Origin of the sequence: Paenibacillus sp. FSL R7-0312 (assembly GCF_038004445.1) — a bacterium.
Lineage (GTDB): Bacteria > Bacillota > Bacilli > Paenibacillales > Paenibacillaceae > Paenibacillus_AQ.
The window spans coordinates 1880468-1904364 of sequence record NZ_JBBORE010000001.1; the positions used below are offsets into that span (position 1 = coordinate 1880468).

Genomic DNA, 23897 nt, shown 5'->3' on the forward strand with positions numbered 1-23897 from the left:
ATTTGCACATTCCACTGGTAAGCTGTAAACTAATGTTTTTCCTTCTTATATTAAGAATGCCCTGTAATATGCTTGAACATACACCCGGAACTCATTCCCACAGCTGACAAACATTGAGCGGACTGAGGCCCTTGGAATTCGCACACAATACTACCTGTAATCTTAAAAAATTCACAGGAGGTGCTGTAACATGGCACGAACTAATCGTACAGTTGTACCAGAGAGCCGGGCAATGCTGAAACAAATGCAATATGAGATCGCTTCTGAATTTGGACTATATGGAGCATCATATGGCGGTGGCATGGACACGGAATTTGCTTCTGAGCTGGGAATGACGGGCGGGGCGGGTGCAACGGGTGATACTCCGTATCTGGGACACCTTACTTCCAGAGATAATGGATCTGTAGGCGGGGAAATTACAAAGAGGTTGATCAAACAGGCGGAACAGTCTCTTTTCACATAAGCTGCCTTCAATTGACAGCACCCGGTAAATAAGATAATATGGCTTTTGAGGAAAGCCTTAGACCTTTTCCATGCGGAAAAGGTTCATTTTTTGAATAAACCGGCTTATCAGTCTTATTATTCTACTTAATATATTTGGCCTGTTATTTACTAAGGTGCCCCCTTATACAGTGTCAGACTAACAATATGGGAGGTTGTTGTACATGTCTATTAAAGGGCGTCATTTGTTTACTTCTGAGTCTGTAACAGAGGGACATCCGGATAAAATCTGTGACCAGATATCCGATGCGGTACTCGATGCATTTCTTGCTAACGATCCCAATGCCCGGGTTGCCTGCGAGGTAGCTGTAGCAACAGGTCTCGTGCTTGTTATTGGTGAGATCAGTACGAAGTCCGAATATGTGGATATCCCGGCAATTGTACGTAACACGATTAAGGAAATCGGCTATACCCGTGCAAAATATGGCTTTGATTTTAACACCTGTGCTGTGCTTAGCTCATTAAATGAGCAGTCGGCTGACATTGCCCAAGGGGTAAATGCAGCTCTGGAGAATCGGAATCCTGCCCTTGTAGCTGAAGAAACGGCTAATATTGGTGCTGGTGACCAAGGTTTGATGTTTGGTTTTGCTACTAATGAAACTCCTGAACTTATGCCGCTTCCGATTGCTTTGTCGCACCGGATTGCCCGCCGCTTGGCGGAGGTTCGTAAGAATGGAACTCTTGAGTATCTGCGCCCGGATGGAAAAACTCAGGTAACCATTGAATATCAGGATGAGAAACCGGTTCGCGTAGATACGATCGTTGTTTCCACGCAGCATGCGGAAGAAATTTCTCTTGAGCAAATTCAGGCGGACATTAAAGAGCATGTTATTCTACCTGTTGTCCCGGCTGAGCTGCTGGATGAAGCTACTAAATATTTCATTAATCCTACAGGCCGCTTTGTGATTGGTGGTCCTCAGGGTGATGCCGGTCTGACCGGGCGCAAAATCATCGTTGATACATATGGCGGATATGCACGTCATGGCGGCGGAGCATTCTCCGGTAAGGATCCAACCAAAGTAGACCGCTCTGCGGCTTATGCTGCACGTTATGTAGCGAAGAATCTGGTTGCTGCAGGCCTTGCTGACAAATGTGAAATTCAACTGGCATATGCGATTGGTGTAGCTAATCCTGTCTCGATCAATGTGGATACATACGGAACAGGCAAGATCAGTGAAGAGAAGCTGGCGAATCTTATCAGCAGCAACTTCGATCTTCGTCCGGCAGGCATCATCTCCATGCTGGATTTGCGTAAGCCTATTTATAGACAGACCGCAGCATATGGCCATTTTGGACGTACAGATATTGACCTTCCTTGGGAACGTGTCGACAAAGCAGATATGTTGAAAGCCCAGGCAGGGATTTAATATAGAGACATCATTTCAGACGAAGAAGTGTTTATTAGAAACCCGCAAGGCGAATCTCCGGCCAATGGAGCAGCCTTTGCGGGTTATTTGTGTTCATGGACTTGTCGAACATTCACGGATTCGGACAAGCACTTTTCTAAACTTTGGAAGCCCTTTAACCGAATATAAGAATATATGAAAAGACGAAAGTATGGCTTGAGAGGAGTCTATCACGGCATGAAAAGGAAAATTTCAATCTGGACAGCAATTATGCTATCAGGGAGCATGATGATGGGAACATGGCAGCCCATGAGCGGACTCACAAACCAGGCAGTCTATGCAGCCGCTGAATTCGGCATTACGGTATCACCTTCGGCAGGAGCTTATTATGTGAACACGGCTGCAAATCTAAGACTGAGCTTCGATCGTCAGGTAATTCCGCAGAACGGGAAAATTACTATTACTAATAGTGAATCGAAGGAAGTCTTTGTGGAGATTCCTATTGGCAGTTATGGACTGGTAGGCACCTCCAATGCTTATGATATTAAGTGGGGTGGAGACAAGAAGCTTGCTCCCAATACTAAATACACGGCATTGATCCCTCAAGGATTGTTCAAAGACAGTGAAGGTAACGGGTCTGCAGCCACCAGCTGGTCGTTTGTCACAGCGCCTGAGAATGATACCTCAATAGCAGCAAGTGAACTTACACCAGCGAACAATAGCAGAGTAGATGCAGCGGGGCTAACCCAATTGAGCTTCAAATTGAATAAAAAGTTGCTGAAGGGCGGCGGAACTGTCCGGCTAATGTCTTCTTTCAACAATGACATCGTTCAGGAATTCAGAATATGGGATGATGTTCCTGGTGTAGATGTGCAAAGTGATGCTTCCTCGACAACGGTGAAGCTGACAATAACCGCGAATAAAGTAGCAGCGGGGAGCAATTATTATATACTTATCGATTCCTATGCATTCAAAGCAGACGATAATCGAACCTTTGCCGGAATCTCCAGCGGAAATGTCTGGAGCTTCTCTACAGTAGGCGGAGAGGCGAAGAATATAACTACAGTTCCGGATAAAGGTGCTGTGAACGTACCTACAACGGAAGTGTTCAGGCTGAACTTTGACCGTCCTATGATGCCGGCATCCGGATATATTACGGTCTCTCCAGGCGCACCGGATGATTCCAGAACCAGATGGATTAATGTGAACTCAACCTCTGTAGTTGGTGGCGGGGAGAAGTCTATTGCGTTCACACCAGCTACGAATGATTCTCCGTTGTTAAGCGGAACGACTTACACGGTAACGATCCCTCAAGGGGCTTTTTATGACCGGGACGGAAATGTGTTTCCGGCCTCGGGTCCGTACACTTGGACTTTTACAACCACTCCGCTTTCTGGTCTTGCTGCTGCTGCCTTGTCGCCTGCTGACAGGAGTGAATCTGTAGGGATAAGTAAAGCCATGACAATCACTTTTAACCGAGATGCAGCCTACAACAAGGGTATTATTGATGGTGTGACGCTCTATAAAAGCAGTGGCATCAAAGTTCCCGTTAACGTGAGCAATGGGGCTTCGGCCAAAGAGTTCATTATCAGCCCGAATACGACTCTCGATCCAGCCACAACGTATTATGTTGATATCGCCAAAGGCGTATTTACAGACGCAAATACTGCAGGACTGGTATATGACGGAATAAACGGCAAGACGTCATGGAGCTTTCAGACGGAGGTAATGGATACCACTGCTCCTGCACTTGTGTCGGCACAGCTGGATAACAACCGTACGATCCGTCTGAAATATAACGAAACGCTTAATTCGGGGGTAGCTCTCCTCTATTCAAGCTTCGCGGTGACGGTGAATGAGGAGAAACGCACAATAGAAAGTGTGTATGTTCAAGGGGACAGTGTATACATTACCCTTTCTACAGGAATAGCCGTTGGACAAGTCGTGAAGATAAGTTATTCAGGCGGCTTACGTACGATTCAGGATAGCCACGGCAACTCAGCCGGCACCTTTACATCACAACAGGTTACGAATTCAATTCAATCTGCCTTGCCTACACCAAGGGATGGAGTTTTATCCGGCAAAACAGTGACACTGAATTTCAATGATAACCTAAAGCCGGTCTCTGCCAATGCCTATAGCCAATTCTATGTCTATGCGGATGGTGGTTCCCTGGGAGTGAACAGCATCAGCTCTAGCGGCAGCTCCGTTGTCCTCAGCCTAAATAATGCTGCATCCAACGGACAGACTATACGAGTCTCATACTACGCCGGCTCCTATCCGCTTCAGGATCAGTACGGCCAGAGTATTGCTAATTTTAACGATTTCTATATCCGGAATACCAGTGATACCACTGCACCGGTCTTCCAGAATGCTGTTGGAACAGGGAATAAAATAGTACTGACTTATAATGAAGGAATAGCCTCATCGGCGTTGCCGCTAAACAGTCAATTCTCTGTTCTAGTGGGCAGTACCAGTACTCCCAATTATGTGACTGGCATTTCGGTAAGCGGAACCCAGGTCACACTTACGCTCCAGAGTACGCTTGCCCTTAATCAATATACTAGCCTTTCGTATGTACCGGGCAGTGCCGGTCTCAGCGACCTGAACGGTAACCGTGCAGCTTATCTTAATCTGCAGGCAGTATCGATATCCGGAAGTACGGGAACCTCTGTACCTGACATTAGTTCGGCTACAATCTCGGGGGATGAGATTACGGTCACCTTTAGTAAGAATATGCAAGCATCTTCTGCCTCACTCTATACGAATCAGTTTGGAGTCCGGGTAGATGGCAGTAGTGTTGGTGTTCAGTCCTATTATGTCTCGGGAAATGTGCTGAAGCTGACGTTGTCCACCATAGTTAAAATAGGGCAAGTTGTGGATCTGTCGTATATGGCCGGATCCGGAGCGATAACGGATGCCAGCGGAATTCCGCTGCCTTCATTCACTGCGCTCTCAGTCTACAACGGGACAGGAACCTCTTCGGGTACTTCCAGCCGCCCTTCATATCTGGGGACACTTGCTGCCAGTGAATTCGGCCAGGAATATCCGCTGCTCAAAAGTGATTCCGCAACGGTTGCAGATGACCGTTCTGTATATAGCCAGTCCGTCAAAAGATATATACTAACTGCTGACCGTTTGACAGCAAGCTATGATTACCTGTACAAGCTGGGAACTTCCGGGCTTGCTTTTGAAGTGCCCTCTACAGAAATGGCAGCTTATGTGATCTTGCCGCTGAAGCCGCTTCTAAATGCAGTGAACCGGGATAAGAAGGCTACAATGGTTATACGCTTTGGAGATCATCTCTATACCTTGCCTTTGAATAACGTCGATATGAATAGCCTTGCGGCAAGCCTGGTGGCAGACAGCAGCAATATTTCACTTATATTAAGGATAGAAAAAGTTCCGGCAGACACATTTACGCCATTTGAGCAAAAGCTGCAATCGCAAGGATTGCAGGCTATTACGGGCTTAACAGATATCCGTCTGACGGCTTCAGTCAGCAGCAACTATGCCAATGCCAGCGCACTCAGCGTAGCAGCTGAGTATGCTGCACGTACGACTGCTACACTAAACAGTAATCAGGTTTCAGCAGCCAGGCTGGATCTTGCATATTATGATGCTACCTATCTGCCTACCAAAATCAGCACGGCTGGCAGCAATACTGTGATTCGGGCAAATACAGTCGGCAATCAGGTGGTTGGAACATTTCTATCCACCCGGACGTTCAGTGACATGAGCAAACATTGGAGTAATTCGATAGTCTCCCTGCTAGCTGCTAAAAATATTATCGACAGCAGTTATGGCAGCAGCTTTAAGCCGGAGCAAAAAATTACACGGGCCGAATTTGCAGTCATGCTCAGCCGGGGGCTGGGACTGCTGGGTGACCGTGAGACGGCGCAGCGGTTCAGAGATGTGCAGCCCTCTACACAAACCGGTGATTATATCGGGGCTGCGGCTAAAGCAGGAATTATCACCGGCAATACGGATGCCACCTTCCGTCCGAATGATAATATTACCCGTGAACAGCTGGCAATCATGATTATTCGGGCTATGGAGTATTCCGGAAAGCCGATTACGTTGAATGGAACCTCTTCTGTAGCATTATCTGTTTTTAAGGATAAGACTAAGATTCAGAATCAAAGCGCTGAATTTGTAGCCAAAGCGGTCCAGCAGGGAATTATTCTCGGTATGACACCCACCGAATTTCAGCCGCAGGGCAATGCTACCCGCGCCCAAGCTGCAGTGATGCTGCAGCGTATGCTTTCGATGGCAGGTTTTTTGTAAACCGAATATAGCAGTCATATTTGATCTGTGAGCGTCCGGCCTTGGCCGGACGCTTTTTTCTATGGATAGAAATGTGGTGCTTCCCCGGTTCAAATAGAGTTGGAATCTGCCAATTTCCGCAACTTTTTAGGCTATAACCAGTCTATTAAAGATGTAATGGAATAGCAGGAACTATTGATAGAGATATTTTTTTATACATTAAGAGTAAATAAGATGGGAGAGTTATACTGAAATGAATGAAGTTTTCATGGGGAAAAAGAATAGCGAGTGGGTACGGGGAAACAAAAGTCTATCTTCTAAAAAGTGGGTTGCTGCCTCGTTAGCAGGCGTATTGTGGATCATGCCGGTTATTGGAAGCACTGGGCCTTCCTTATTCAGTCTAGGCTCCGCTTCAGTAGCGCAAGCTGCTACAGCCTCCTTCTCAGTGACAAAGCTGAGCGAAGAAGTCATTACTTCAGGCGCGATGATGATGAAATATAAATTTACGACCGTGCGGTCCGGCAAAAGTGTAACAGGGCTGGCTGACGTGGTTCGGGTCGATCTGAATAACCCCTATGTCTCTGTAGATGTAATGACGGGCAAAGGCGGTAATCTGACTACGCGGCAAAGTACCGGAGGTATGGCGGCAGAAACCGGAGCAGTGGCCGCAGTTAACGGGGATTACTTCAATACCGGCGGGGAAGGTGCACCGATCGGTGGTCAAGTATCAAGCGGAGTTGTAGTATCTACACCTTCGCAGCTTGATGGAATGTATGCTTTTGCTGTGACTAAAGACCGTAAGCCGGTTATTGATGAATATACATTCGAAGGCATGCTGACTGCTGAGGATGGTTCACAGTTTCCGTTATCCGGCATCAATAAAGGGGCCTATAACCCTGAGGGCGGCAGTTCCACCTACAGTCATGCCAATGCCGCCTATATCTACACAGATGCTTGGACAGCACTGGAGCGGCCTAAGAACAGCTCTACGACACCAACAGAGGTACTGGTAGAGAATGATATCGTTACCCAGATTTCCCCTGACGCGGCCTTGCCGATAACCGTGCCTAAAGGGGCGTACATTTTGCGGACTCACGGGCTTGCAGCCCAATTTGTAAAAGCTCATCTGGTTGTAGGCCAGAAGCTAAGCAGTGTCTACACGCTTCGTTCCAAAACTACTCAGCAGGAGCTTGACCCATCCACACTGCAGATGATGATCGGGGGGCATACCATTCTGGTAAATAACGGGAAAGCGGCGACCTTCTCCCGCTCCACCAGCAGCATCGGCGGGTATCGTGCCCGCACAGCTCTGGGTTATTCAGAGGATGGACGATATGTATATGTCATTGCAGCCGAGAAAAATAACAATAGTGCAGGACTGTCTCTGACGGAGCTGCAATCGTTCATGACCAATATCGGTGTCTGGAAAGGGATCAACCTGGACGGAGGGGGCTCTACAACGATGGTAGACCGTCCGCTTGCGGAAACATCCACTACCCTAACCTTTAATACAGAATACGGCACAGAGCAGCGCAGCATCGTTAACGGCCTTGGTGTATATACTTCTGCTCCACAAGGTGAAGTGAAAGGAATTAAAATCAGCGGCAGTTCTGTATTGTTAATCGGTCAAAAAGCTACGTATTCTCTAAAAGGCTATGATACTTACTACAATCCAATTGATGTAGCTGCAGCTAATCCTGCCTGGAGCTCCAGCGGCGGCAGTGTTACGGTGAATGCAGGGGAAGCAACCGCAGTCAAGGCGGGAACCGTTAACCTGAAAGCAACCAGCGGTTCGGCCAGTGCAGAGACTAAAGTAACCGTTCTGGGCGGAGAGGATCTGACAAGTCTGATTGCCGGCACCACGACTGCACCGCTGATAGCAGGAGCCTCGGTATCTGTTCCAGTTCATGCAGTGTCGACGAGCGGGGCAACGATTGCCGTTCCGGCTGCATCGCTGAAATGGGAGTTTATCGGCTTTAAGGGCAATGTAGGTGACGGTAAGCTTACTGTGGAATCCGTGGATCCGGGGGTAACAACCGGTTATGCCATAGCCCGTTATGATGGCTTCAGCACAGCTGTTGTATTCTCTGCAGCGGCGTCAACGGCTTGGGAGGATTTTGAAAATGCCACGTATCCATTTGTCTTCACGACCAACGCGGCGGGGGTAACGGGAACGGCGGCAGTTGTCCCGGGCAGCGCGGAACGGGCGGGCTCGAATGTATTATCGCTTAGCTATGACATGACGGCTGGCACCGGAAAAATGTATGCTTATGCCCAGTTCAACGGAACAACGGGTAAGAGTATTCCGGCAACGGCAACGTCTATGTCCGTAGACGTGATGGGGGATATGAGTCTTAACTGGCTGCGTGCAGAGGTAACGGATGCCAGCGGGGCAACAGCGTATATTGATCTGGCCAAAGTGATCGACTGGAATGGCTGGAAGAACCTCAATATTGATCTTTCCGGTTCAGGGATTAAATTCCCAGCTTCCCTAAAGAGACTTTACGTGGTAAATGTAGAGGAAGGCCAGGACGAGCGGGCTAAGACAGGTACGGTAGCCTTTGATAATATTTCATTCGTTATGCCATCGCTGTCCAGTGAAGCCGGATTGCCTAAGGGAACGGCGTCCATGAGTATCGGAGCCAAGTCGATGCTTGTAAACGGCACAAAGCAGGCGATTGATGTAGCGCCGATTGTAAAGGATGGCAGCACGTATGTGCCGATTAAATATGTGCTTGATGCCTTTGGCGGGAATGCCATATGGGATCAGAATACCAAGAAGATCATGGTGCTTCGCGGAGCGAAAGCACTGGATCTGACGGTAAACAAGAAGGAATTCCTGCTTAACGGGAAACGCCAGAGTGCTGATGTGGCGCCTTTAATCCTGAATGGCAGGACTTTAGTACCGCTTAGACTCGTGACAGAACAGCTAGGACTCACTGTAAAATGGGAACAGATAACGAAGACCGTAACTATCGAATCGTGATATGTTAGTATAAAGGAAAGCCTTTAATACGATCCGATAGAAATGGGGCAAGCATCCGTGGAATTTCAAGCCGATGCGATTGATCGCGTCATTAAGAATACCATCGACGTGATGGAGAGCAGCAAGTATCAGATTTTTGAAATATTGCAGGTTGCACGTGATGAGCTTGCTGCACTCACCAAAGAACTGCAGCGGGTTATGGAAGAAACGGATGAAACATTGCAAAAGGTAGACAAGCTGGAGCTGCAGTACCACCGCTCCCGGATCCGGCTGACCGAGGTCAGCCGGGACTTTGTCCGCTACACGGAGAAGGATATCCGGGTGGCTTACGAGAAAGCGACGGAGCTTCAGTTAGAGCTGATGATGACGAGGGAGAGGGAAGCCTACCTGCGGAGCAGACGGGATGAGCTGCAAATGCGGGCTCGCAGTGTCGAAAATTCTGTGGAGCGGGCCGAATCGATTGGTTCGCAAATGAGCGTTGTCCTGGAATATCTGTCTGGAGAACTAGGCCAAGTGACGAGAATTGTCGAATCTGCGAAAAACACGCAAATGGTTGGACTCAAGATAATCCAGGCCCAGGAAGAAGAACGGAAGAGAATTGCCCGGGAAATTCATGATGGTCCTGCTCAAATGCTGGCAAATCTAGTCCTAAGGACGGAAATTGTAGAAAGAATGCTGGTAAAGCAGGAATTTGGGCTGGTACAAGCCGAAGTAATAGACTTAAAGGGGCAGGTAAGGTACAGCCTGGAAGAAATGCGTAAAGTGATTTTTAATCTCCGTCCGATGGCCCTCGATGATTTAGGACTGATTCCGACACTCCGGAAATACGTGCATGATTATGAGGAGAAGACGAAGATCCGCACTTCTTTTGAAACAAGGGGGAAAGAGCACCGGCTGTCCTCAGCCATGGAGGCTGCAGTCTACCGTCTTGTTCAGGAAGCTTTGTCCAACGCGGCGAAGCATGCCTATCCAAGTTATGTTCTGGTGGAAATTACGTATCAGGCACAGTTAATTAAGATCGTAGTGAAAGACAATGGCTTAGGCTTCAATGTGAAAAAGATCAGTGAGCAAGCCAACCGTGAAAGCTTTGGGCTGGTGGGAATGCGTGAACGTGTGGAATTGCTGGAAGGTAGAGTGGAAATACAGTCAGCAGAGAACCAGGGCACAACAATCATAATTCACATTCCGACGAATGTGGACAAAGGAAAGGAGTAATGTGATGGAAAACCAGAATTCTGGAAAAACGCCCATAAAGGTTCTTTTGGCGGATGATCATCAGTTGTTTCGTGAAGGGCTTAAACGAATTTTGAATATGGAGGACGACATTGAAGTCATAGGTGAGTGCGGTGACGGCATCCAGGTGCTTGAATTCTGCAATATCAACAAGCCGGATATCGTGCTGATGGATATTAATATGCCTATTGAGAACGGTGTGGAGGCTACACAGAAGCTGCGGGAAATGTTCCCGGATGTTAAAGTGATTATCCTCTCGATCCATGATGACGAAAGTTACGTATTCGAAACCCTGCGCAAGGGTGCGAATGGATATTTGCTGAAGGATATGGAGGCAGAGTCGCTTATTAATGCGATCCGCTCTGTATGTGAAGGCCATGCCTTCATTCATCCCAAGGTAACCGGCAAGCTGATCAATCAGCTGCGCCGCATGACGTATCTTAACGAGACAGGCGCCATGGCCGAGACTCCGGTTAAGGAAGCAGGCGTGAAATTTGTTGCAGGCGACAACAATCCGCTGACCCGCCGCGAAGCAGAAGTGCTGCGCCTTATGGCTGAAGGCAAGAGCAACAAGATGATTGGGGAATACCTCTTTATCAGCGAAAAAACCGTCAAAAACCATGTCAGCAGCATTCTGCAAAAGATGGAAGTCGACGACCGCACGCAGGCTGTTATCAATTCGATCAAATATGGCTGGGTAACATTATAATTCATACGTAAACTTTTAACTGAGCGTTTTGGAGAATCCTAATGATCCTTATAAAACGGTACATAACTTAATTGCAGCCGTCTAGCTGCAATTAAAGTATTGTTTCAGTCCGCATGATATTCGAATTTTGCAAAATGCTGAATTAAATATGTACCCGAAACCGGAAGCTCTAACCTGACTTCTTGTAGGAAGGCAGAAATTCTGTGCTTTGCGATATATAGAGAGTCAGAATAACCGGGTTAGTTGTCCCGGCAGGCTGGGCTGTCACCGTCCGTTTATCACCGGCATATAGTGTCGGTATAAGAGGGAGGTGCATCTCCATGATCGCCCAGTTAATCTCGATTGTGTCTATCTATGCATCCGCAGCAGCCCTTGTTCATATTCTGCATTGCAGGGAAGAGAGCCGGGAGGCAATGCGGCCTGGAAAGCGGCTTCATTATATTCTGATCACCCGCAATCATGAAGCTGTCGTGGAATGGTATATCCGAATGCTCGCAGTTTATGCTTTTTGGATGGGCAGACCGCTGTATGTCACTTTGATGGATGATGGTTCCTTGGATGGAACGCTGGAGGTTGCCTCAAGGTTAGAATGCAGCGGCTCGTCTATCAGGTTCGCTCCGGTAATGCCGCACTACAACACTCTTCACGAAGCGGAGCACCGGAAGGAAAACGTACTGGATCTGCGGACGCAGGAGCAGCCTTTTCCGCTGAAGATGATGCGGCTGCCGGGAAGCAGGGGATACGGATCGAAGCATGGGGAATGATAATTAAATATGTCGGCAACGGGTGAAGCACACTCTCCATTGATGGGGGAGTGTGCTTTTTGGTGTTTGCGAGCAAACACGGATTGCTTAGTGGTTCAGCCGGACACCAAACTTAAGGTCAACTGCTTTAGTTGTATTTCGTGCAGCTATTATTCAGATTTAGACAGGATATCCGGAGATAGCTGCACTTCGTACATTTATTATTGCGGACATGAGGCCAAACTGCTGTTTTTCCGGATTTTAGTTGTACGAAATACACTTTAGTGGATAAATAGGCCGTGACAATAATAAATAGTTGTAGTAACTGCAGTTAAACCATCTGCTGTTAAGTACATCTAAATCCAAACCTGACAGTGACCGGGGTCCAAACGTTTGCTGTAGTCACGGCTATCGCGGAATAGAAATTTAGTGTGAATTCGGGGGGATCGCAATCTATGGTCTCGGTGATGAGCCACTTTGATGGAGAGAGGGAGGGATTTGATGAGAGTAGCAGTATATGCGGTAGAGTGCAATGCCGCTTGGGAGATCAGGATATCGCTAAACATGGCTGTGGACAGGTTGTGGTGGAATGCTGAGGGAAATGGAGGTGAAGGCTGGGGCGGCGGGCAAGCGGACAGGCTTGTGCTGTTATCACCATCGCTCCCGTTAGGCTGGGGGGTGAAGCTGCGGGAGGGCTTTAGAGCTTCCCCTGCCATGAGGCTATGGAAGAAGGAGGACTGGAAAGGGTATGTTGCCAATTGCTTGAAGGCTGAAATCAGGCAAGAACAGGAGGAGGGAGGTCTGCGGGAAGAGGAGTGGCTGACAGAAGGGAATATCGCTCCAGAATCCATGCTGGCCTGGACGGAAGAAGGTGTGAAGGAGACTGCACGTGCCGGGAACTACGGTGGTCCGCAGGTGTTTCCTAAGGAAAGCTTATTTGGATGGGGCGGCCACGCTGCATTGGCAGCGGCGGCTAATCAGTTGGCAGGAGCACTTGCCGGCCGTTCCCTGCTGCAGGGCGAAGCGGAAGCTTTGGTGGCAGAACGGCTGCCTGAGCTGGCAGAGAATTGGCCCTCAGCCGCACAGCTGGCGCATCTTCAGGGACGGATAAGGATTGAGGCGGCAGTTGCTTATAATGACCCGAAGCGAGGCGGGGGAGTGATGGGACAGAGGAGCAAGGTGAAGCAGAGCGTGAAAGAGACGGAGCGGACAGAGAACCGGGAGCAAGGCGGGGGAGTGCTGGGGTGGAGGAGGATGATGAAGCAGAACGGGAAAGAGACGGAGCGGATAAGCAACCGGGAGCAAGGCGGGGGAGTGATGGAGCGAATGAGCGAGACAGTTGCCGGGCGCGGTTCCCGACCGCTCCTGACTGTTGGCCGGTTCCCACTGGTCACCGGCCGCCTCTTGCGCGGTGCAGCGCTTCGCCTGCTGCTGCTGCTGCGCCTGCCCCGGCGCGGCGCTGCCGCCCGCCGCGGGGCACCACGCTGCCTGCGCTGCGGCAGCGTACCCACGGGCCGCACGGCCTGCGCCGCGTGCGGCCTTGCCGGCTGCGCCTATTGCGAGGCCTGCCTCGCACTCGGGCGCAGCCGGGCTTGCGCGCTGCTGCTGCGCAGCGCGCCGTTGCCTGCCGTGCGCTGCACGGCAGGCGTCTCCCCCACCGTAGCGGCACGCCGGTGGGGGCTTAGCGCAGCGCAGGCGGCTGCGGCCGCCGCTGCGCTGGGGTTCCTGGCGGAGCCGCGGGAGCGCTCCGCCGTAAGCGGCCCAGAGCGGTTTCTGCTCTGGGCAGTGACGGGAGCGGGAAAGACGGAGATTACGTTCCCGCTCCTGGAGGCGGCGCTCGCAGCCGGAGGCCGGGCGCTGATTGCAACGCCGCGGCGCGACGTCGTGCTGGAGCTGGCGCCGCGTCTGGCCAAGGCCTTCCCGGCGGACATCCCCGCCGTGCTGTATGGGGGCAGCGACGACCGCTGGAGCGCGAGCAACATAACGCTGGCTACAACCCATCAGCTGCTGCGGTTCAATCAAGCTTTTGACCTGGTCATCATCGATGAACTCGATGCTTTTCCCTATCACAATGATCCAATGCTGGCCTACGCTGCCGGGCAGGTTTGTAAGTCCTCTGGATCCTTCATTTTTCTCTCAGCCACACCACCGGCCGAATTACAGCGCCTCGCCCGTTCAGGAAGACTACCTCATGCGAGAGTACCCGTCCGCTTTCACGGTCATCCCTTGCCGGTCCCAGTGCATTTACATATGCCGCCGCTGCACCGTTGTTTGAAGCAGGGGAGACTCCCTGGAAGTTTGATCCGCGCCTTGCAAAGATCTCTTAACCGCAAAGCACAGACTTTTCTCTTTGTCTCGCGGATTGCCCACATTGCTGGACTGCTGCAGCTTTTAAGGCGTATTTTCCCTGGCGTTCCTATGGAAGGAACCTCCTCCAAAGATCCGGATAGAGCAGAGAAGGTTCGGGAGTTCCGCAATTGTACGATTTCACTCCTGGTAACGACGACAATTCTGGAGCGGGGAGTTACGATTCCGCGCAGTGATGTATTTATTCTGGATGCGGACAGCAGCCTGTTTGACGAAGCAGCTCTGGTGCAGATGGCGGGCCGGGCAGGACGCTCTAAAGATGATCCGGACGGCCACGTCGTATTCGCTTCAGCTGAGTGGAGCAAGTCACAGCGCAGAGCCATTTCACAGATTCGCAGCATGAACGCCATTGCCCATAGACAGGGATACCTGTGAGATAAGAAGCTTCCTACTCTTTTAGTCATAATAATGTGCACATCACCTGAAGGAGGTTATAGATGAATTCCATAATGTCATGGATTAAAAATGCCCAATTGTTAATCGCTCCTACCCTGCCTCAATGTCTGTTCTGTGGTAAAAGAGGCCGTCCTTCATCCGGGCTGCCGGGAATTTGCGTAAGCTGCCATACAGGGATCCCATGGATCCGCTGTCCCCGGTGCCAGACCTGCGGTCGCCATGTCGGCTGTCCGGATTGCAGCCGCAGCCGCGAGCCTGTACCGATCCGCTGCAACCGCAGCGCGGTGGCCTATACAAATGAGATGCGCGAGCTGCTGGGTCAGTACAAATACAGAGGGAATGAACGCTTGGCCCCTACACTGGGCCTGATGCTGGACAAAGCATATGCTATACTTCAACAAGAGCAGAGTGAGGTAGGGCGAAATGCTCCGCTACTGGATATATCTCCGGGTAAACCTTTTTCAGCAAAGTCAAACTATCTTCTTATTCACCCGGCCCTATGGCAAGCCGATTTGCTGGTCCCTGTGCCTGTAAGCTCAGCCCGCCTGGCTGAAAGAGGGTTTAATCAGGCGGAGCAACTGGCAGATGTATTATCTCTACGGAGGGGGATTCCGCAGCTTCCGCTGCTGATTCGTACCCGGCATACCGGCAAACAGAGCTTCAAAAGCAGAAGTGAACGGCTGGCCGATATGAAGCAGGTTTTTGCCGGGAATACAGATCCTAAGATTCTGCAAAGTTTGAAAGAACAAATGGATTCAATGGCTCCCCCGCTTCAGCAGCGCCCCCTGCAGATCATTATTATCGATGATATCTACACCACTGGAAGCACAATACGGGCCTGCGCTGAAGCACTTCACCGGCTCATTGGTGATTTGGGCTATGCGGCGGAGTTATACAGTCTGACATGGGCACGTTCTTAGCGGTTTCGGCCGTTCGCAAATTAAATTAAACCTGCTCCACAACCGATACTAACCATAGACGGAACTTCAGCTATCATGTAATCTTATTAGCATAAGATATTTATAAGCTGTGCAGAATGTAAGGAAGGGAGCCGCGGTAGAAATGAATGTAGATAATTGTCCAAGATGCGGCCGGCTATATGTTAAGAATTTAATGAACCTGTGCCAGCCTTGTATCAAAGAGTTAGAGCATGAATATGAAATCTGTGTAGACTACCTGCGCAAAAATAGAGGCACTAATATTCAGGAACTGTCCGATGCCACGGAGATCTCCATTAAGGAAATCACCCGTTTCATTCGTGAGGGCCGAATTTCCATAGCGAACGCACCTAACATGATGTACCCTTGCGAAGTCTGCGGAACCTTGATCCGTGACGGGCATATGTGCGACAGCTGCCGCAGCCGCTTGACCAAAGATCTGGCAAATGCTGCCAAGGAAACTGTGGACAAAAGCACTCCCAAAAAGACTTCGGATGCCGCATATCGCGCCGTGGACAAGTTCCGTAACTAATTAAATCTGCAAAAAAACGTTTGCAGCTATAAAGAATGTTTCAACAGAGGCCGATAAACTTAGTAAAGATTATCGGCTTTTTTATATCAGAAGGAAGGTGGAAGTTATGAAAATTAACGAGACCGGACGAATTAACGCGATGAACCCGTATCAACGGAGTGCGGAATCGCAAAGGCAGGAACAAATGAAGAAGAGCACACGCAAGGACGAGGTATCGATTTCGGATGAAGCCATTAAGCTGCTCCAGGCACAGAAAAGCGGCAAGATTGACGCTGAACGTGCGAACAAGATCGAGAGCCTGAAACAGCAAGTATCCGCAGGTACCTACCAGGTTGACGCAGCTAAGCTCGCAGAGACACTCGCCCCCTACTTTAAGCAATCCTCCGAGAATTAGGTGAACACACCCATGGCACTTACGACATTATTAGAATTGCTAGAGCGGCTGGACGAAGCGCATGTGCAAATGCTGGATTTGGCCGTTGTCAAGAAACAGACCATCATGGACAACAAGGTGGAGGGTCTCATCGACATCCTGAACCGTGAGTCCAAGCTTATGAAGGTGATCGGACAGCTGGAAGAGAAGCGCGCGGAAGCGGCATTTACTTTTCTGCAGGGGGTTGGAATCCGTTCCAATCTGAATCTGAATCTTACCGAGCTGTCCCGCCTTGTATTTGATCCTGAGGACAAATCGCGCCTGCTGCATATTCAGCAGAAGCTTTCCGGCACATTGCAGCAATTGAAACTTGCCAATGAGCTGAATCAGAAGCTGATTGAGCAGTCGCTTACCTTTATAGATTATTCCCTGGATTTGCTTGTCGGAAGACCAAATCAGGAAATGACATACCATCATCCGTCCGACAAGGGCAGCAGTGTGACTCGGCCGGGCCTTTTTGATGCCCGCGGATAACCCGTTTATCCTCATGGCCTCTTTCACCGCAGCAATCACAAGGGAGGAACAAGTAGCATGACATCCACATTTCACTCGATAGAAACAGCAAGACGAAGCCTGTTTACCCAGACTGCTGCGCTCAATACAACCGGCCACAACATAGCCAACGCCAATACGGAAGGCTACACACGCCAGCGTGTGAATATGAAGGCGGCTATACCTATCGAGGCCTATGGTCTCAATAACTCAACACTGCCGGGACAGATGGGGACTGGTGTGGAGTTCACTTCCATCGAGCGGATCCGTGAGATGTTTCTGGACGATCAGTACCGTGGAGAGAATTCCGCCAGCGGCAACTGGAGCATCCAATCGGATACGCTAGATAAGCTGGAAGCCATCGTTAATGAGCCTTCGGATACCGGTATTCGTACAGTGCTTGATAATTTCTGGAAATCCTGGTCAGATCTCAGCAAGAACCCGGAAGATCCAACAGCCCGCAAAATTGTAGTACAGACTGCACAGTCACTCACTGATGCGATGAACTATATGAGTACACAGTTAAGTAATCTGGATCGGGATCTCAGCACCAACGTTGATGTCAAAGGGAAAGAAATACAGAGCTACCTCAGCTCTATCGCTGACTTGAACCAATCTATTTCTAAAATAGAAGGCATGGGGGATCAGGCGAACGATCTGCGGGATCAGCGTGATCTGATGACCGACAAGCTATCCAAGATTGCCAATATTACAATCCTGGAGACCGATGCCGGGTATAACATATCACTGGGCACACAGCAACTGGTTCAAGGAGCAACGGTTACTGCGGCTGTAGACAGCGCCTTTTTGAATACTGCTTACGCTTCTGGTGACCTGAAGGCTGGCGAAGCTTATGGAATGATCTTTTCCAGTAGAACTTATGTGGGAGATTATAGAAAGCAACTCGATGCTATGGCCAACACGATCGCAAACGGCGAAGTACAGGTAACCATTCCAACAGGCTCAACTTTACCTGCAGGAACCACCGTACTTAAAGATTCAGAAATCATTAATGCCGACGGAACCAAAACCTCTCTTCCAGCAGGGAGCGCAGTGCCTATCCCATTGACGGGTGATTTGAAAACTACAGTCAAAGGTCTGAATGGACTACATCAACTGGGTTATGCGATGAATGGAAGCTCAGGGCGGCCATTCTTTACAGCTTCTGTGGCTGGTGAGACGATCACAGCAGCCAATCTTAAGCTTAATCCCGAAATCGCTGCTGATCCTACACTGTTTGCGACTTCTCTTCGCACCACTACAGACAGTGCCGGAAATGTATCCGTCGTTAAAGGGAATAATACATTGGCGCTTTTGTTCAGTAATATGAAGGACAACAATACTTTCACTACAGCAGATGGCCTCAAATCAGGTACTGTAGGCTCCTACCTTAGCTCAATGGTCGGGCAATTAGGAATTCAATCCCAAGAAGCCACACGCCAGACAAGCAACGCCGATTATCTGGTGGACCAAGTGAATTCCCGACGGCAGTCAGTAAGCGGAGTATCTCTGGATGAGGAAATGTCCAACATGCTAGTATTCCAGCATGCCTATAGTGCTGCTGCACGTTTCATGACAACCTATGATGAGTTGCTAGACAAATTGATTAATTCTACCGGCACAGTCGGCAGATAAAGGAGGAACATACAATGCTCAGAGTCACCTCCAATATGATGAGTTCACAGCTGTTGCTTAACTTGAACCGCAATGCACGCACAATGAACGATACGCAGCTGCAACTGGCGAGCGGCCGCAAAATCAACAAGCCTTCCGATGATCCGGTAGGTATCACGTATTCCTTACGTTACCGTGCGGAGCTGTCTTCGAATGAACAGTACACCAAGAACGTAGATAGTGCACTGTCATGGCTTGATTATAATGACACTGTATTGGGACAGGCAGGAGATGTAGTTCAACGTTTGCGAGAACTTACTGTGAAGGCTGCGACAGGAAGCAACCCTCAGTCAGCTCTGGACAGCATCAACGAAGAGGTATTGCAGCTTAAAGAACAACTGGTGGACATTGCGAACAGCAAATTAAACGGAAAATACGTATTCAATGGCGAGAAATATGATGTCAAGCCATATGAATTTGCTAAGAGTGCCGATGGAACTTACGATACCACTAAGGAAGTCACGACAGATTCTGGACAAATTCAGTATATTGTAGGTGAAGGGGTACAAATGCCTATCAATATGACAGGTAATGATGTATTTGGTCATACGGGGGAAGCAGACAATCTGTTTTCTATCATCAATAATATTTCTGAAGGCTTGAAATCTGGCAACATTACAGCTGTTTCCGGCCAACTTGATAAAATTGATACTCGCGTAGAGACTATTTTATCAGCCCGCTCCGAAATAGGCGCTAAGACTAACCGTGTAGAATTAATGCAAGATCGTCTGAGTGATTTGAACATAAATCTGACAGACCTTCAGGCTAAGACCGAGGATGCAGATTACGAAGAGCTCATTATGAAATCCAAGATTCAAGAGAATATTTATAATGCTTCACTTTCTGTGGGTGCTAAGATTATCTCTACAACTTTAGTAGATTTCATTAGATAACGGAGGTGATGCCCGTTGCTGCAGCCTATCCTGCAAATTCGACAGACACCTGCTCTGATTGGTATTGATGCTGATCCCGGCACGTTCTCCATCACTCAACCAAAGGCTGAAGTTAACATCACAACTATACCTGGAGAGTTAAGCATTCAGTCGTCACGTCCGGAGCTTACAATTGACCAGAGCCGGGCACGCGCTGCTTATAATGGCGGAAGTGTGCTGGATATGAATAAGAGAATTTATTCAGGTATTCAGCAGCTATACCTTCAAGGTCTGGCCCGGAAAGTTGAGCAAGGGAATCGGATGGCTGAGTTTTTTAAGGCTGGGAATACCATTGCTGAAATCTACGGTACAGATACCGAGCCCAACTCATTCCCCGAGCCTCTCGGACCAGCGTCCTATGACAATGTTGATATTTATTTTGACACTAGGGCTCCTGAAATAAGCTTCCGGGCGGCACAAGTTGATATTCAAGTGGAGAGACACCGTCCGGAGACCGAGTACACACGGGGCAAGCTAAATATTTATATGCAACAGTATGCTTCGGTGCAGTATATTCCGCCAGAAGTGAATGTTCAGATGTAGCTTCACAGCTATAGATGTGCCAGAGAGCGCTTCTATAGCTTTTCTGCTGTTTATGTATCATATTAAATACAGGTGAAATGTCTACTAAACTAAACAACCGGGTTTTGCACAGCAAAACTGTTTGAGGAGTGAATAATTTGATTATTGAGACACTGTCTTGGGGAAAACTAGAAGTACATGAAGAACAATTGTATCATTTCTCCAAAGGAATCCCCGGTTTTGAAGAGGATACTGATTTCGCATTGGTTGCTATGGAGGATTCAGCCTTCTGGGTACTGCAGTCCACCGAGAATAAGAACCTCTCATTTCTATTAGGAGATCCGTTTGCTTTCTATCCGGACTATGAGTTTGAACTTCCGAGTGCTGAAGCTGAGGAATTGGGGATTGCTTCGCAGGTGATTGTAAGATGCATAATTACCCTCAAAGAAAAGGTAGAAGAGTCCACGATTAACTTACTGGCACCTATTGTTCTGAACCCGGAGGAACTGAAAGGTAAACAAGTGGTACTGCATAAGGCACCCTATCATACGAAGCATACTTTGTTTCAGGAGCAGCCGGTAATTGACGGAAAGGATGGTGGATGAAATGCTTGTGTTATCCCGCAAAAAAGGTGAATCCATTATCATTCAGGATCAGATTGAACTGACGGTCTTGTCCGTGGAAGGCGATATAGTGAAAATTGGAATATCCGCACCGAAGCATGTTGATATTTTTCGTAAAGAAGTATATTTGTCTATCCAGGAGACCAACCGTGAATCATCTGCACCTGTGCAATCTGATCTCAATGCGTTGATTGACCGGCTACGCGGGCCGCAGAAATAAAACTCATTGTTGTAATAGACATGGAGACAAAAAGTGCTTATTTTACCGGGCACAGTGATTGAGCCATGGCGTGGTATTAACCGCAGCATGGCTTTTTTTATTGAATTTGTTAGATTTATGCAGTTAATAAATTGAACTAACTATATTGGGAGGTGTTTTGCTGTGAATATTGTAGTCATTGGACTAGGTTCGATGGGAAAAAGAAGAATTCGGCTAATCCAAAAATACAATGATCAGTATAAGATATTTGGGATTGATTTCAGCGAGGAACGCAGGAAGGCTAGTGAAGAAGAATACGGCATTGAGACATATACAAACGTGGATGAACTGCTTTTGAAAACCCCAGTGGATTGTGCATTTATTTGTACTTCACCGCTATCCCATAGTGGCATAATCAGCAGTTGTCTTGAAAAGAACTTACATGTTTTTACCGAATTAAACCTAGTGACCGATGAATATGATGAGAACACATTGCTTGCTCTAGAGAATAATAAAATTTTATTCCTATCATCTACGTTTTTGTACCGGCAAGAGGTGAAAAGGATTAAACAACTGGTTACAGAAAGCGATTGTCTCTTGAATTACACTTACCATATTGGTCAATATTTACCTGACTGGCACCCTTGGGAGAATTATAAAGATTATTTTGTAGGGGACAAACGTTCCAACGGCTGCAGGGAGATTTTTGCTATTGAGCTTCCGTGGCTGACAGATGTCTTCGGAGCCATCAGCAAGGTCAATGTCATGAAGAGTAAAATAAGCTCATTAGATATTGATTATAACGATAATTATATGGTAATGGTTGATCATGTAAACGGGCATAAAGGAATGCTTGCGGTAGATGTGGTCTCAAGAAAAGCGGTAAGAAACTTCGAACTTTTTGGCGAAGAGCTTTTTTTACAGTGGGATGGGTCGGCTGAAGGAATCAGAGTGTATGATATTGAGCGCAAAGAAGAAAAAAGGATTCAGTTATATGAAACCGTGGATCAACTTGAGCAATACAGTAAATTTGTAGTTGAAAATGCATACTTTGAGGAGATTGTATCTTTTTTTGCAGCCATTGAAAAGGGAGAAGAGCCCTTATATAATTTTTCTAAGGACAAGGTTATTCTAAATCTAATTGACGAAATCGAGGCTTAGTATGAAGATTCATTACAAGATTGCAATGATTGGACTTGGGTCTATTGGAACAAGGCATCTGTTTAATATTGTGAAAGTTCTTCAAGAGAGAGAGATTTCTTACTCAATTGATTTGATCAGAAGAGTTACCAACAAAGAGATAAGAGAAGATATCAAATCCATCGTTACCCAGGTGTACACAGATTATTCTGAAGTGCCTGATGATTACGATGTAATCTTTGTAACAAACCCTACATTTTTGCACTTTGACACCGTAAAAAGCTACCTTTCCAAAACTAAACATATGTTCATTGAAAAGCCGATTTTCAATGATTCTGCCGTCCCAGTTCAAGAGCTGATGCTTAATGAAAAGGGCATTTATTACGTAGCCTGTCCGTTAAGATATACCGATGTCATACAATACGTGAAGAACGAGGTCGATTTAAGTAAAATTTATAGCGTGCGAGCGATTTGTTCCAGCTATTTGCCCCATTGGAGGGCTGGAGTAGATTATAGGAACACTTATAGTGCACATGCAGATGAAGGCGGGGGTGTCTCCATTGATCTTATCCACGAGTGGGATTATATAGTGTATTTGTTTGGACATCCCGATAGAGTGGAGAACTTCAGAGGAAAGGTTTCACATCTGGAAATAGATAGTGATGATTTGTCAGTATATATTGCTAAGTACAAAAAACTGATGGCTGAAGTTCATCTGGACTATTTTGGGATGCAGACAATTAGAGAACTTCAACTATTCACGTATGAAGATACCATTGTTGCAGATATAGCCAACAGCAGAATAACTTATTTGAAGCGGAATGAAACGATTTCCTTTGCAGAGTCCCGAAATGATTATCAACTTAAAGAAATCTCTACTTTTTTTGATGTCGTAGAAGGAAAGATCAGTAACCCGAACGATATAGAGACGGCTATAATGACTTTGAAAATTGCAAAGGATGGGGGCTTGTGATGAGAATTTTATTTACGATTTGTGGAAGAGCGGGGTCAAAGGGGATCAAGAACAAAAATCTGAAAAACTTTTTGGGTTACCCGTTAGTGTTTTATACGGCTTCAGTAATTGATTTATTCATGAAACAGAACTCTCATATAGACTGTGATATCGTTGTAAATACGGACAGTAAAGACCTAATGAATCTAATTGAACAGAATCTGAAGCTTCAAGTCGATTTTATCGATAGAGATCCTTCTCTTGGACAGGATTATACTCCTAAGATAGCGGTAATACAGAATAGCCTTGAGATCATGCAGGAGCGAAATAAATATAACTACGATATGGTAGTTGATCTGGATATCACCTCACCGTTAAGAACTGTCGGCGATGTGCAATCCTTGATAGATAAGAAGACTGGATGTGCTGCTGATGTAGTTTTCTCTGTAACTGATTCCAGACGCAATCCCTATTTCAACATGGTGAAACAATCTCCAGAGGGGTATGTAAGGGTCATTGACTCATCCTTTAACGCAAGGCAGCAGGCACCGGAGATATTTGATATGAATGCATCTCTGTATGCCTACACACCTTCATTTCTCAAAAGTGGCAAAGGAATATTCGAGGGCCGCTGTGATGTGATTAGAATGACGGATACAGCAGTAATAGATATAGATAACGAGAATGATTTTGAGCTTATGGAGGTTATTGCGGAATATTTGTTTAGGTCTCATGAGGAGATGAGTGTAGTGAGGGATAATATTAGTATCATTAGAATATCCGAATTATAAAATAGCATTGCGTAATGCGAAAAAAAGTTTTACCAAACTCTAAATAGTTAGACAGTCTCTGACGATATATAACTTAGACGCTGATCCGGCAGGGCGGCCGACCTTAATGGTTCGGCGTTTAC

At 47.6% G+C, this 23897-nt stretch carries 20 protein-coding genes; all 20 read left to right on the top strand.

The window, feature by feature from the left end; genetic code table 11:
• Positions 1-190 precede the first annotated feature (190 nt).
• The 20 genes from MKX70_RS08175 to MKX70_RS08270 all read left to right on the top strand — a co-directional run bounded on the left by MKX70_RS08175 (position 191) and on the right by MKX70_RS08270 (position 23775).
• Positions 191-463, top strand: a complete 273-nt coding sequence (locus MKX70_RS08175) for an alpha/beta-type small acid-soluble spore protein (RefSeq protein ID WP_340839843.1) — start codon at positions 191-193, stop codon at positions 461-463.
• A gap of 202 nt (positions 464-665) precedes the next feature.
• A complete protein-coding gene (metK, locus tag MKX70_RS08180) occupies positions 666-1868 on the top strand; it encodes a methionine adenosyltransferase (protein WP_042240251.1) in 1203 nt (400 codons plus the stop codon).
• A gap of 216 nt (positions 1869-2084) precedes the next feature.
• On the top strand, positions 2085-6134 hold the full coding sequence (locus MKX70_RS08185) for an Ig-like domain-containing protein (RefSeq protein ID WP_340839844.1): 4050 nt from the start codon (positions 2085-2087) through the stop codon (positions 6132-6134).
• 232 nt (positions 6135-6366) lie between these two features.
• Positions 6367-9099: a stalk domain-containing protein gene (locus tag MKX70_RS08190; RefSeq protein ID WP_340839845.1), complete on the top strand. Its 2733-nt coding sequence runs from the start codon at positions 6367-6369 to the stop codon at positions 9097-9099.
• Positions 9100-9156: 57 nt separating this feature from the next.
• Complete coding sequence (locus MKX70_RS08195) at positions 9157-10314, top strand: sensor histidine kinase (protein WP_042141753.1); 1158 nt, start codon at positions 9157-9159, stop codon at positions 10312-10314.
• A 4-nt stretch (positions 10315-10318) separates the two neighbouring features.
• Positions 10319-11041 carry a response regulator gene (locus tag MKX70_RS08200; protein ID WP_042240243.1) on the top strand — a complete coding sequence of 241 codons (723 nt, stop codon included), beginning with the start codon at positions 10319-10321 and terminating at the stop codon, positions 11039-11041.
• Between the two features lie 320 nt (positions 11042-11361).
• A complete protein-coding gene (locus MKX70_RS08205) occupies positions 11362-11805 on the top strand; it encodes a hypothetical protein (RefSeq protein WP_340839846.1) in 444 nt (147 codons plus the stop codon).
• 480 nt (positions 11806-12285) lie between these two features.
• The gene (locus MKX70_RS08210) at positions 12286-14526 is read left to right on the top strand and encodes a helicase-related protein (protein WP_340839847.1); all 2241 of its coding nucleotides are present in this window, start codon (positions 12286-12288) and stop codon (positions 14524-14526) included.
• A gap of 62 nt (positions 14527-14588) precedes the next feature.
• Positions 14589-15467, top strand: coding sequence for a ComF family protein (locus tag MKX70_RS08215; protein ID WP_340839848.1), 879 nt, complete (start codon positions 14589-14591; stop codon positions 15465-15467).
• Positions 15468-15609: 142 nt separating this feature from the next.
• Positions 15610-16017 carry a TIGR03826 family flagellar region protein gene (locus tag MKX70_RS08220; protein WP_340839849.1) on the top strand — a complete coding sequence of 136 codons (408 nt, stop codon included), beginning with the start codon at positions 15610-15612 and terminating at the stop codon, positions 16015-16017.
• Between the two features lie 106 nt (positions 16018-16123).
• Positions 16124-16411: a flagellar biosynthesis anti-sigma factor FlgM gene (gene flgM / locus MKX70_RS08225; RefSeq protein ID WP_039302663.1), complete on the top strand. Its 288-nt coding sequence runs from the start codon at positions 16124-16126 to the stop codon at positions 16409-16411.
• A 12-nt stretch (positions 16412-16423) separates the two neighbouring features.
• A complete protein-coding gene (locus MKX70_RS08230) occupies positions 16424-16924 on the top strand; it encodes a flagellar protein FlgN (RefSeq protein ID WP_340839850.1) in 501 nt (166 codons plus the stop codon).
• Between the two features lie 57 nt (positions 16925-16981).
• Positions 16982-18577 carry a flagellar hook-associated protein FlgK gene (gene flgK / locus MKX70_RS08235; RefSeq protein WP_340839851.1) on the top strand — a complete coding sequence of 532 codons (1596 nt, stop codon included), beginning with the start codon at positions 16982-16984 and terminating at the stop codon, positions 18575-18577.
• Between the two features lie 14 nt (positions 18578-18591).
• Positions 18592-19509 carry a flagellar hook-associated protein FlgL gene (gene flgL / locus MKX70_RS08240; RefSeq protein ID WP_039302670.1) on the top strand — a complete coding sequence of 306 codons (918 nt, stop codon included), beginning with the start codon at positions 18592-18594 and terminating at the stop codon, positions 19507-19509.
• 15 nt (positions 19510-19524) lie between these two features.
• On the top strand, positions 19525-20091 hold the full coding sequence (locus tag MKX70_RS08245) for a DUF6470 family protein (RefSeq protein ID WP_340839853.1): 567 nt from the start codon (positions 19525-19527) through the stop codon (positions 20089-20091).
• A gap of 128 nt (positions 20092-20219) precedes the next feature.
• Complete coding sequence (gene fliW / locus MKX70_RS08250) at positions 20220-20675, top strand: flagellar assembly protein FliW (protein ID WP_340839854.1); 456 nt, start codon at positions 20220-20222, stop codon at positions 20673-20675.
• 1 nt (position 20676) lies between these two features.
• A complete protein-coding gene (gene csrA / locus MKX70_RS08255; RefSeq protein ID WP_042218068.1) occupies positions 20677-20913 on the top strand; it encodes a carbon storage regulator CsrA in 237 nt (78 codons plus the stop codon).
• A gap of 162 nt (positions 20914-21075) precedes the next feature.
• A complete protein-coding gene (locus MKX70_RS08260; protein WP_340839855.1) occupies positions 21076-22053 on the top strand; it encodes a Gfo/Idh/MocA family protein in 978 nt (325 codons plus the stop codon).
• A 1-nt stretch (position 22054) separates the two neighbouring features.
• Positions 22055-23005, top strand: a complete 951-nt coding sequence (locus MKX70_RS08265) for a Gfo/Idh/MocA family protein (RefSeq protein ID WP_340839856.1) — start codon at positions 22055-22057, stop codon at positions 23003-23005.
• The gene (locus MKX70_RS08270; protein ID WP_340841633.1) at positions 23005-23775 is read left to right on the top strand and encodes an acylneuraminate cytidylyltransferase family protein; all 771 of its coding nucleotides are present in this window, start codon (positions 23005-23007) and stop codon (positions 23773-23775) included. Before MKX70_RS08265 ends, MKX70_RS08270 begins: the two co-directional genes overlap by 1 nt.
• The last annotated feature ends 122 nt before the right edge of the window (positions 23776-23897 follow it).